10 protein-coding genes are annotated in these 11,752 nt (G+C 52.5%); 2 read left to right on the top strand and 8 right to left on the bottom strand.

The genetic code is table 11. From position 1 onward, the window contains the following. Window positions 1-12: 12 nt before the first annotated feature. The 5 genes from hemN to aceA form a co-directional block, all read right to left on the bottom strand. On the bottom strand, window positions 13-1,464 hold the full coding sequence (gene hemN, locus ACFQO0_RS13575; RefSeq protein ID WP_382235510.1) for an oxygen-independent coproporphyrinogen III oxidase: 1,452 nt from the start codon (window positions 1,462-1,464) through the stop codon (window positions 13-15). Between the two features lie 159 nt (window positions 1,465-1,623). Beyond that, window positions 1,624-2,349 carry a hypothetical protein gene (locus ACFQO0_RS13570; RefSeq protein WP_382235508.1) on the bottom strand — a complete coding sequence of 242 codons (726 nt, stop codon included), beginning with the start codon at window positions 2,347-2,349 and terminating at the stop codon, window positions 1,624-1,626. Between the two features lie 89 nt (window positions 2,350-2,438). Continuing rightward, window positions 2,439-3,032 (bottom strand): hypothetical protein, encoded by a 594-nt coding sequence (locus ACFQO0_RS13565; protein ID WP_382235506.1) that lies wholly within the window; start codon window positions 3,030-3,032, stop codon window positions 2,439-2,441. Between the two features lie 312 nt (window positions 3,033-3,344). Then, complete coding sequence (aceB, locus tag ACFQO0_RS13560) at window positions 3,345-4,943, bottom strand: malate synthase A (RefSeq protein ID WP_382235505.1); 1,599 nt, start codon at window positions 4,941-4,943, stop codon at window positions 3,345-3,347. A 149-nt stretch (window positions 4,944-5,092) separates the two neighbouring features. Next, a complete protein-coding gene (aceA, locus tag ACFQO0_RS13555; RefSeq protein WP_382235503.1) occupies window positions 5,093-6,421 on the bottom strand; it encodes an isocitrate lyase in 1,329 nt (442 codons plus the stop codon). A gap of 379 nt (window positions 6,422-6,800) precedes the next feature. Between aceA and dbpA the strand changes: the two genes are divergently transcribed. After that, window positions 6,801-8,195, top strand: a complete 1,395-nt coding sequence (gene dbpA / locus ACFQO0_RS13550) for an ATP-dependent RNA helicase DbpA (RefSeq protein WP_382235501.1) — start codon at window positions 6,801-6,803, stop codon at window positions 8,193-8,195. A gap of 94 nt (window positions 8,196-8,289) precedes the next feature. On the opposite strand, the gene ACFQO0_RS13545 is transcribed toward dbpA, so the two are convergent. The 3 genes from ACFQO0_RS13545 to ACFQO0_RS13535 form a co-directional block, all read right to left on the bottom strand. Then, window positions 8,290-8,505 carry a hypothetical protein gene (locus ACFQO0_RS13545; RefSeq protein ID WP_382235499.1) on the bottom strand — a complete coding sequence of 72 codons (216 nt, stop codon included), beginning with the start codon at window positions 8,503-8,505 and terminating at the stop codon, window positions 8,290-8,292. Between the two features lie 131 nt (window positions 8,506-8,636). Continuing rightward, window positions 8,637-9,770, bottom strand: coding sequence for a methyltransferase (locus ACFQO0_RS13540; protein WP_382235497.1), 1,134 nt, complete (start codon window positions 9,768-9,770; stop codon window positions 8,637-8,639). A 228-nt stretch (window positions 9,771-9,998) separates the two neighbouring features. Continuing rightward, on the bottom strand, window positions 9,999-10,223 hold the full coding sequence (locus ACFQO0_RS13535) for a hypothetical protein (RefSeq protein ID WP_382235495.1): 225 nt from the start codon (window positions 10,221-10,223) through the stop codon (window positions 9,999-10,001). A 319-nt stretch (window positions 10,224-10,542) separates the two neighbouring features. Between ACFQO0_RS13535 and ACFQO0_RS13530 the strand changes: the two genes are divergently transcribed. Beyond that, on the top strand, window positions 10,543-11,559 hold the full coding sequence (locus tag ACFQO0_RS13530; protein WP_382235493.1) for a DnaJ C-terminal domain-containing protein: 1,017 nt from the start codon (window positions 10,543-10,545) through the stop codon (window positions 11,557-11,559). The last annotated feature ends 193 nt before the right edge of the window (window positions 11,560-11,752 follow it).

Here is an 11,752-nt window from a genome sequence, read left to right as displayed (position 1 = left end):
GCGTTCCCCGCGTTATATGGTTTTGGAATGCCGCAGCGGTGGCGCGTCGGTCTTGCCGGCAGCATAACCAGCTTCGGTGGCGGAGTTCAAATACCGATCGAACACCATACAGATGTTGCGGATCAGCAGGCGGCCTTTGAGGGTCACGCTGATCCATTCGTCATCAATGGTCAGCAAGCCGTCTTTTTCCAGCACGCGCAGTTTCTCCAGTTCGCCGGCAAAATAAGTGCGAAACGAAATCGGATACGCCAGCTCGATTGCCGCCACCGACAGCTCGAAATTACACATCAGCATCTGGATGATGATGCGCCGCAGCAGATCGTCCATGGACAACTTGATGCCGCGCGCAATCGGCAATTCATTCTGCTCGATCTGCTCATAGTATTCATCCAGCGTTTTCACGTTCTGGCTATAGGTTGCACCGACGGCACTGATGGCGGAAATCCCGCAAGAAATCAGATCAGCGCCGACATGGGTGGAATAGCCCTGGAAGTTGCGATGCAAGCGCCCTTGTCTTTGCGCGATCGCCAGATCGTCGGTCGGCTTGGCAAAATGATCCATGCCGATATATACATAACCAGCTGCTGTCAGGCGCTTGATGCAAAGTGCCAACATGTCGAGCTTGGTTTCCAGATCAGGCAAATCTGCCTCGGCAATACGGCGCTGCGGCTTGAACAGATGCGGCAAGTGCGCATAGTTATAGATCGAAATACGGTCAGGATCGGCTGCAATCACCTTGGTCAGCGTCTGATTCATGGTGATCAGGTTCTGCTTCGGCAAGCCATAGATCAAATCGATGCTGATCGAGCGGAACTGTGCATCGCGCGCTGCGCTGATGACTTCCAATGTCTGACTCTCGGGCTGGATTCGATTGACGGCCTTCTGTACGTCAGCGTCGAAGTCCTGCACGCCCAGACTGATGCGGTTAAAGCCCTGGCGACGCAAAGCCTGCACGCGCTCGCGCGTGACGGTGCGCGGATCGACTTCAATAGAATATTCGCCATTTGCATCCGACGCGAAGCTGAACCAGCGACGCAAATGCGCCATTAGATCTTCCATCTGCGCATCCGTCAGATAAGTCGGCGTGCCGCCGCCAAAGTGCAATTGCTCGATCTGATTGGCGCCGACCAGCAGGCGACCCTGCATTTCAATCTCGCGCTTCAGATAACTCAAATAGGTCACCGCCTTGCTGTGATCCTTGGTCACCACTTTGTTGCAACCGCAGTAGTAACAAATTGATTCGCAAAACGGGATGTGTATATAGACGGACAAGGGGTGGGTATTGCTGCGTGCGCGCGCACCCGTTACCGCCTGCAGATAATCGCGATAGCCGAACTCTGCCGTGAAGCGATCAGCTGTTGGATAAGACGTGTAACGCGGACCCACCTGATTCAACTTGCGTATCAGTTGCGCATCGAATTCCACCGAAGGAAGCAAATTGATTGGTATCGCTGAAGCTGTCATTTTCCCGTTCCGGCGATCGACTGCCCCGAAATCAGGACATGTCACGACCGCATGTGGAGTCTACGGAGACGGGGTTGGGTGATCTTGATCCAAATCAAAAATGGGTAAGTCAGGGGAATGGCCGGTAGGTTAGCTCTGCACTCTGAGTTACGAACCGGCTTAAGTGGCCTGTTTCGCCGAACGATTTTTTAACACCGAATTGAGTGCGAGACCAACTTGAACCACGAGCTTGGAACAACGGTCGCTCTCCGATACTAAAAAGTCCTTAGCCAAAACCTGAGGATACTGACAATTCTTGTACTTAAACGACATAAGCATAACGACGTGTCGCTCGGTGCGTAGCCCTGTCCAGTCTTCGTTCAATGATGGAAAGACTATGCTTCGATGTTTTGAATGATTGGCAAGCGCGGACAGATGGGGGAATGCACCACCATTAGAGAGCTCAACCAACAACTGGCGGACTACTTCAGCATCAGAGATTGTTAAAAGTCGCTTCGCTACAGATGATGCAGAGATTAACTTCTCGATGGGCTGCGAAGTTAGATTGATGGCGAGTGAGTAATAAATAGCATGTGCAAGCACGTCCGGCAGCGTGTGGATGCTTTGTATGCAAGCAACCAGATATGCTCCCGCTTTCCGTATGAAGAAATTGAAGTCATTAGAGGCCTGTTCGCTTGCAACATGCACGACCTCAAACAAAGAACTATCTTTTAAATTTTCATCTACGTAGGAATCGATCAGTTCGACGGCGTCTTGATAATGAATCCAAGCGTAGAAATTGCGATCATCAATGGATCTAAGACTGTCTCTAGCGAGTTTCAGTTGATCGTAGCCGAACAAACGGGTGATGTACGTTCGCGTCTGATTCATATCCCACGATTCCACGTGCGCCTTAACTTTGAAAGTACTGAGTGCCGGGTCGGCTTGCTGGCGGAGAGTCCCTCTTAAAAGAAGAGTTGAGCTTGCTTTTTTTGTTATTGAGCATTTTGACGTTCCCTTGAGCGCTGCGTACGCCAAGCATCAAGAAGCTCTGTATTGCCACTAACAACCTCCAAAAGCATCTGAAGCGACAGAATGGCTCCCGGAACGATACCGTCTTTATTGACTTCTGCATCTACATAGTCAGGATCGGTTGCAAGCTCAACATTTACAACCCACCAAAGCTCAATCTTTCGGAGCAACTCAACTAGAACTTGGAACTGTTCCGTGTGATTGGACTCAGTTTCACCCGTGACGATATCGAAAAGCTGGTGAGCAACAAGATTCCTAGTGCTCTTGAGTTGCTCGAATGTCTCCAAGTCATCGTCATTTATAACTTCGTGCTCATGCAACCAATTTAATGATGCATACACGGGACTCTTATCGCGCCCGAGAACTTTCGTCTTGTACTCTGGAGAAACTGTCGTGCCGTCTTCCGACCAGCCAATTGAATAGAAGTCTCGGATGCGATCAATTATCGAGTTCTTAAGAATCTCAAATGTGGTGATGAACATTGTGGCCATGAAGAGCGATGGCCTAACAATGTCCGGATCGAGAAAGCGTTCCCACCGTTCTTCGTGCGTGCTCATAAGGCCTAACTTGTCGTGTACATCATAAGTGATGGATAGTCATGAGCCTGCCATATGATCCGGCAACGCCATCCGGTGAAAATCCGCTTAACGATTATAGTTTGCGAAATCTAAATTAAATTGTGAGTTTGAAATTAAACACTGCTGATTAACCGGCGTTGCCGAATCGACGTGATGCGATCTAATAACGAAATGCAAAGTGAACTGGCAAATCCTGTCACAGCAACAGCGATTTGCCATCCGTCTTGAAGGCCAAGGGACAAAACGGGGACTGCGCGATGCAGCCCCCTCCCCTGAATCAAACTACTTCGATCATATTTCTTCGTACAACGGCAAGGTCAGGAATTCCGCAAACGATTCTGCCGTCGACATTTCTTCAAATATCTGTGCGGCACGCGCATAGCTTGGGCTGCTGCCGTTAGGGGCGAACATCTTGACCTTGACCAGTTCTTCTTTGATCAAGGCGCGCACCATCTCGACGGTGATCTTGCGGCCGTCTTCCAGCACGCCCTTGTCCGAGCGTATCCATTGCCAGACTTGCGAGCGGCTGATCTCTGCAGTGGCTGCGTCTTCCATCAGGTTATGGATAGGTACGCAGCCATTGCCGTCGAGCCAGCTACCCAGATAATGGATGCCGACATTGATGTTGTAACGCAGGCCGGTTTCGGTGATCGGCTTCTCGGGCTGAAAGTCCAGCAAGTCGGCTGCGGTGACACTGACATCGGGCCGCAATTTTCCTATCTGGTTAGGTTTGTCGCCCAGGACTTTCTTGAATTCCGTCATGGCCAGATCGACCAGGCCCGGATGCGCGACCCAGCCGCCGTCATAGCCGTCGATGGCATCGCGTTCCTTGTCGAGACGCACCGCGTTCATTGCCAGTTCGTTTTTTACCGGATCGTTTTTGATCGGGATCAAGGCCGCCATGCCGCCCATCGCGTGCGCACCACGTTGATGGCAAATTTTCAGCAGCAGCAAGGCGTAGGAACGCATGAATGGAACCGTCATAGTCACTTTGGCGCGATCGGCCAGGCAAAAGTTTTTGTCGAGGCGGAACTTCTTGATGCACGAGAAGATGTAATCCCAGCGCCCTGCATTCAGGCCTGCGCTGTGCTCTCTCAACTCATACAGGATTTCATCCATTTCGAAGGCGGCGAGTATGGTTTCGATCAATACGGTGGCCTTGATGGTTCCTTGCGGCAGACCCATCTCATGCTGCGTCATGACAAAGATGTCGTTCCACAGGCGTGCTTCCAGATGCGATTCCAGTTTGGGCAGGTAGAAATACGGGCCCGCCCCGCTCGCCAGCAACGCATGCGCGTTATGGAACATGAACACAGCAAAGTCGAAGATGCCGCCGGACACGCGCTTGCCATCGACCAGCACATGTTTTTCATCCAGATGCCAGCCACGCGGCCTAACCATCAGCGTCGCGAGCTTGTCATTAAGCTGGTAATGCTTGCCATTGGTATCCAGCGTAATGGTCTTGCGCACGGCATCGATCAGATTGATCTGGCCGCGAATCTGATTGTCCCAGTTAGGCGTGTTGGCATCTTCAAAATCGGCCATATAAACATCCGCACCGCAGTTCAGCGCATTGATGACCATTTTGCGATCGACCGGCCCGGTAATTTCGACACGACGGCATTCGAGCGCAGCCGGTATCGGTGCAATGCGCCAGTCGCCGGCACGGATGTGCGCGGTTTCCGGCAAAAAATCCGGACGCTCGCCGACATCAATGCGCTTTGCACGATCAACACGCATCTGTAGCAAAGTCTGCCTGCGTGCTTCAAATGCACGACTCAATTTAACGACCAGCGCTAGGGCATCAGGCGTCAACACTTGTTCGTATTCTTCGTTGAATTCGCCTTCAATCTCGATTCCTGCCGGGATGTCCAGTGTGATCTCTGCCATGCTTGTCTCCGTCTATTAATAAGTTAAAAAATTCGTTTTAAAACTGGTTTTTAAAATTATTTAAAAATGATCTTTATGTTTCTTCTGATGCTGGATCTTGCTCCCTGCAAGGCCGTACTCTTGTGAAGTACGGCCTTGCATTGGTCGTTTCAGGCTGCGTTTTTATGGCCTGTAATGCACGTTTTTGCGAGCTTGTTCTCGAAAAATTGTTCGTCTTCGGTCGAGCCATGCAATGCCGTCGTCGATGACTGTCCTTGCTGGATGACCTGCGTGATCGCATCGAAGTAACCGGTGCCGACCTCGCGTTGATGCTTGACCGCAGTGAAGCCTTGTTCGGCGGCAGCGAATTCGGCTTCCTGCAACTCAACGAAAGCCGACATCTGGTGACGTGCATAACCGTGCGCCAGATTGAACATCGAATAATTCAGCGAGTGGAAGCCGGCCAGCGTGATGAACTGGAACTTGTAACCCATCGCGCCCAGCTCTTTCTGGAATTTGGCGATAGTCGCGTCGTCCAGATTCTTTCTCCAGTTGAAAGATGGCGAACAGTTATAGGCGAGCATCTTGCCGGGGAATTTGGCATGGATGGCATCCGCAAATTGCTTCGCAAAGACCAGATCCGGCTTGCCGGTTTCGCACCACAGCATGTCGACGTAAGGCGCATAAGCCAAACCGCGCGACACCGCCTGATCGAAACCTGAACGGGTTTTGTAGAAGCCCTCTACGGTGCGTTCGCCGGTCAGGAACGGTTTGTCGTTGTCATCCACATCGGAGGTCAGCAAATCAGCCGCTTCCGCATCGGTACGTGCAATCACCAGCGTGCTGGTACCGGACACATCTGCAGCCAGGCGAGCGGCGTTCAGTTTTTCAACCGCTTCACGCGTAGGCACCAGGACCTTGCCGCCCATATGTCCGCATTTTTTTACCGATGCCAGCTGATCTTCGAAATGCACACCTGCTGCACCCGCCTCTATCATCGATTTCATCAATTCATAGGCATTCAGGACGCCGCCAAAACCGGCTTCTGCATCTGCCACGATAGGCGCAAAGAAATCGACATCGCCTTTGCCTTCAGACCATTGGATCTGGTCTGCGCGCTGGAAGGTGTTGTTGATGCGCTTGACCACCATCGGCACCGAATTGGCCGGATACAGCGATTGGTCCGGATACATCTCACCGGCCAGATTGGCATCGCCGGCGACCTGCCAGCCGGATAGATAGATCGCTTTCAAGCCGGCCTTGACCTGTTGCATCGCCTGATTGCCGGTCAATGCGCCCAGCGAATTGACGAAGGGCTCGTTATTGCACATGTCCCACAGCTTTTCCGCGCCGCGTTGCGCCAGCGTGTGCTGTATCTGCACCGAGCCGCGCAAACGCACCACGTCTTCCGCGGTGTAGGTGCGCGTAATACCCTTCCAGCGTGGGTTCTCAGCCCAGTCCTTGTTTAATGCCTGAATTTGCTGCTCACGAGTTGTCATGATGTGTCTCCTAAGTTTTATAAGTGCACAAACGAAAATCTGCCTTAATCATAGGAGATATTTTGCGGAGCAACAATGTCTTATATAAGATATTTTAAATATATTTATTCTTTTATATTCATGTAGTTACATTACATTTTTCTGTATGTGAAACTATATTTTGCTCATTGAAATTTTTATATGCTGCATCGCGATAGTAATTTTTCATAATGTGGTGTGGCATCTTCGGTCATGAAATTTCGCCTGTTTTTACGTGAATTACTGACGATTCCCTGAACTTGTAAAAACCGTAGGCTCACGCCAACTTTCACCGCGCTTTTCATCTATTGCTCCATGCCTGTTAGACTGCGAGTCCTTTTCTGCATCACGCTAGCCACTCATGAATCCAAGTTCCTTCTCCAGCCTGTCTCTTTCACCCGCCATGTTGAGCAATCTCGATGCACTCGGGTACCACGAGATGACGCCTATCCAGGCTCAAAGCCTGCCGGTCATTTTGCAATTGCGTGATTTGATTGCGCAGGCCAAGACCGGCAGCGGCAAGACCGCGGCCTTCGGTATCGGCATGCTGCAGAAGTTGAATCCAACCTGGTTTGCGATACAGGCGCTGGTGATTTGCCCGACGCGCGAATTGGCGGATCAGGTTTCCAATGAATTGCGCCGCCTGGCCCGCTTTACCGACAACATCAAGGTGTTGACGCTGTGCGGCGGTGCGCCCATGCGACCGCAAATCGCTTCGCTGGAACACGGTGCGCATATCGTGGTCGGCACGCCGGGCCGCCTGCGCGACCATATCAGTCGCAACACGATTAATCTGTCCACCGTGCAGACGTTAGTACTGGATGAGGCCGACCGCATGGTCGACATGGGTTTTTATGAAGAGATCGCTGGCATCGTCAGCGCCTGCCCTACGCGTCGCCAGACCTTGCTGTTCTCGGCGACTTACCCAGACGATATTCGCAAAGCCAGCGCAGAGTTCTTGCGTGAACCGGTAGAAGTCAAAGTCGAAGCGCAACACAATGATGATCAGATCGAACAGCGCTTTTACGAAGTCGGTTACGACGAGCGCAACGCGGCGGTCGCCACACTGTTAAAGCATTACCGCCCGGTGTCGACGCTGGCCTTCTGCAATACCAAGATCCACTGCCGTGAACTGGCGGCTGAATTGCGCGCACAAGGTTTTAGCGCATTGGCGCTCTATGGCGAACTGGAACAACGCGAGCGCGATGAAATCCTGGTGCTATTCGCCAACCAGAGCTGTTCGGTGCTGGTAGCAACCGACGTTGCCGCACGCGGACTGGATATCCAGTCGCTGGGTGCCGTCATCAACGTCGATGTATCAAAAGATACCGAGGTGCATATCCACCGCATCGGCCGTACCGGACGCGGACAGGATAAGGGTCTGGCGCTGAGTTTGTGCGCACCGAATGAGAGGAAATGGGTCAAGCTGATCGAGGAATATCAGCACAAGCCAGCGCAATGGTTCGACTTGAAATCCGCCGAACCAGCCATGGGTGCAGACCTGCACGCACCTATGGTTACCTTGTGCATCATGGGTGGCAAGAAGGATAAATTGCGTCCCGGAGATCTGCTCGGTGCCTTGACCGGCGATGTCGGACTGACCAAGGATCAGGTCGGCAAGATCAATGTGTTTGAATTCATGACCTATGTGGCGCTCGATAGGCGCGCGGCCGACAAGGCCTATGCGCAGCTAAGCAATGGCAATATCAAGGGGCGTAATTTCAAGATGCGCTTTATCGAAACCGATAAAGGCTAAATACGCCTGCCTGATTTCAATTCAATCCGACACGCGCTGATGCTGGAAGCAGGTTGAGTCTCCTGCCTTCCCAATCAGGGAGCCCGGCTATCAATCAATGATGATGCGACCAGCTGCCGTCTTCGGACGCCAGATACGATTCAACCGCATCTTTCTGACCGGTTGCATGACGCCTGACTTCGCCGCAAACGCAGATGCCTTGATAAGGCTGGATATGCGAACAGGCCGAGACCTTTTGCAAAAATACCTGGACGGGCTTGGTGCACTTGTTGCATTTAAAGGTAAGGATGCGGGCGGGTTTGTTGCTCATCGTGGTTCCTGAATCTGTATTTCTGAAAAATAAAAATTATAAAACGTGAAGCCATGTGCAGCTCTGCTTGAAATGCGCTGCTTGAAATCAAGACCTGAAATCAAGGTCTGAAATCTCCGCCTGACATGCGATCAGCGCACTGCCAGACGCCACAAGGATGTTACTTCCGCCGAGCGCGCTTTGTGCAAGGGATCGCTTTCATCTGCGGCACGTGGATGCGTCGGCTTGATATCCATGCGCTTGATGAGCTTCAATCCAGCGTCGTCTATCATCTGCTGCAATGCTTCACGCGTGCGCAATCCCAGGTGTTCGGCCAGGTCCGACAGAATCAGCCAGCCCTCGCCTTTAGGTTCCAGATGTTCTGGCAGGCCATTGAGAAAACCGCGCAACATGCGGCTGTCAGGATCATAGATCGCATATTCGATCGAGGAATTCGGCCGGGCCGGTATCCATGGCGGATTGCAGACGATCAGTGCCGCCTTGCCTGCAGGGAATAAATCTGCCTCTATCACGTCCACCCGATCACGCAAATCCAGGCGCAGCAAATTTTCACGGGCACAGGCCAGCGCACGCGCATCCTGATCGGTGGCGATCACCTTTTCGACGCCACGTTGCGCTAGCAAGGCGGCAATCACGCCGGTGCCGGTCCCGATATCGAATGCCAGTTTGGTGGTCGGCAATGGCGCTTCGGCGATCAGATTCAAATATTCGCCACGCACCGGGGAAAACACACCGTAGTGAGGATGGATACGCGCATTCAATGCGGGAATGTCAACGCCGTTCTTGCGCCATTCATGCGCACCGATCAAGCCGAGTATTTCCCGCAGCGAAACAACGAACGGGCCGTTGCTGGCACCATACGCTTCGTTACAGGCGAGTTTGATGTCAGGTGCACGTCGCAGGTTGATCGTGTAATCGGCACCGACTTCTATCAGCAACATACCCAGCGTACGAGCCCGCTGCGATTGCGCCTGCCTATGCAGATTGAATGCATCCAGCGGTGAGGTCGCAGTTTTATTCTTTTTGGCGTCGCTGCGGCGTTCAGTGCGGCGCGCGATGGCTTGCAGCAACTGCCGCGCATTTTGATAATCGCCGCGCCACAGCAGCGCATTGCCTTCGCTGGCCAGTCGAAAGGCTGAGTCGGCCGTCATCTTGTCATCGGCGATGACCACGCGTTTTGGCGCAGCCGACTTGTTTTCAGACTGCCAGCGCGCCGCACGTTCTGCGCCCGCTTCACTCCAGCTGATAATTGATTGTTCACTCACAGAGGCGTTGCCAATACAAACAGGGGAAATAAAAAACCGCCACATACAGGCGGGATGCTAACGCATGGAACGGCGACTTTTCAAAGATGCATGTCGATGCACGGATAATCAAGCCGCCCGAGAAAACACAATGCGATGGCGCGGGCCGGACAGTTAGCCATGATCTGGCAGATTGGCGCGATCTATCAGTGCTGCCCGTCAGGATTACCTATACAGGACTGCAGCGCCTTATTTCTTGAAAATTTCCGGCTTGGATACATTGCGCTGCTTGAAAATGGTCTTCGCATCTTCCACCGCACGCTCCTGGGTGCGCATGGCGGGATCATCGTCGTGCAGCGTAAAAAAATCGGCAGATTGGGCGCGCATCACGTGCTTGATCGCAGCAGCGTCAGTCAAATCGTACATTTCAGTCAGCAATGTAGTGACTTCATCCAGATATTCTTCGTAGGTCATAACTCTTTTTCAACTTAAAAATGTCGTTTATTGAACGAAGTTGAGAGTATGCCCTTCAAAGCACAATAGACATAGCTGAATTGTCGCTTTTCATGCTCGCTCAGCCACCGTCCATGACCAAAATGGCAGGTAGCTTGCGCGGCAGAACCACTGGTTTTTGTTCGGCTATTGCCTTAATTGACAAGCAATAGTCGCCCTATTCACCCTTTCGGCCGGATGCGGATAATGTCAGAATGCTCTTGCGGAAAGAACGTTTTTCCACCAAGAACATATTCCCTAACGATGGCATACGCTCAGCTGAGAGTTACGAAATCTGACAATGAAATCAAAGGACTACTACCAAATACTAGGGGTGCCGCGCGATGCGACGCAGGCATTGATAAAGGACGCGTATCGCAAGCTGGCACGCAAATATCACCCTGACGTCAGCCGCGAGGCGCTGGCAGAATTGCGTTTCAAGGAAGTTGGCGAAGCCTACAAGGTATTGAAAGACCCTGAAAAACGTCTGGAATACGACCAGATATCGGGATTTTTCTATACCCGCAAGGAAGTGCCGCCGCAAGCTGCACGCAGCCAAGGTTTTGATGCAAAGAAAGACACGCGCACGGACCCTAAAACGGCGAAAACTACCGCCAGCCGCAGTGCTCCGCGCAGCGACTGGAAAACGGATGCACGCGCAGACAAGCGCAGCGATGGCAATTTCAGCGGGATTCTGGATGAGGTAATGGGCAGGCCCAATTCGGTGCCCCCAAAACATCGCGCCATCAATGTGCATGGCAGCGATCAGCATGCCAAGGTCCAGATCGATCTGGAAGACACCTTCCGCGGCACTGCTTGCAGCATTTCGATGCCGACCTACGTCACCGATGAATACGGCATGCCGATGGTTTCCAAGCGCACGTTGAAGGTCAGCGTACCAAAAGGCATACGTGCCGGCCAGACTTTGCGACTCGCAGGCCAGGGATTTCCCGGCATGGGCGAAGGCAAGGCCGGCGATCTGTATCTGGAAGTCGTGATCCGCCCGCATCGCCGTTATCGGATACAGGGACGTGATCTCTATTTCGATATTCCATTAACGTCAGCTCTTGCCGCAGTAGGTACGATTGTCAATGTGCCGACACCTGAGGGCTCGATACAGTTATCAATTCCGCCCGGCTCCATGCCCGGCCGCAAATTGCGTCTCAGGGGCAAAGGGATTCCCGGCGTTTCCGGCGATGCTGCAGCCGGCGATCTGTATGCGGTCATCGTCAATGTTGCACCTCCCGTACACACGATGGTTGCACAAAAGGCCTACCAGGCTTTGAAGGCGGCATTCGATTTCTCCCCAAGAAACTAGGTAATCAAGTCGGCGACCAGTCGTCATCTGCACCTCCTCCTGGCAAGAGCTGTCGAAATCAAGATTTCGACAGCTCTTGCAGGCACCACTCCTCACGTCAGCCTGCCTCTGCAACTTGTCTTAAGGCAGGCAAAATCAAACACAGACGTCAGACTGTTTGCGCATTAAAATGGCGCACCCGATCCAATTATCC

It is taken from the genome of Herminiimonas aquatilis, from assembly GCF_042665175.1.
GTDB classification, from domain to species: Bacteria; Pseudomonadota; Gammaproteobacteria; order Burkholderiales; family Burkholderiaceae_D; genus Oxalicibacterium; species Oxalicibacterium aquatilis.
The sequence above is the reverse complement of the archived record's forward strand: the minus strand, read 5'-3'. Positions and strand labels throughout refer to the sequence as shown.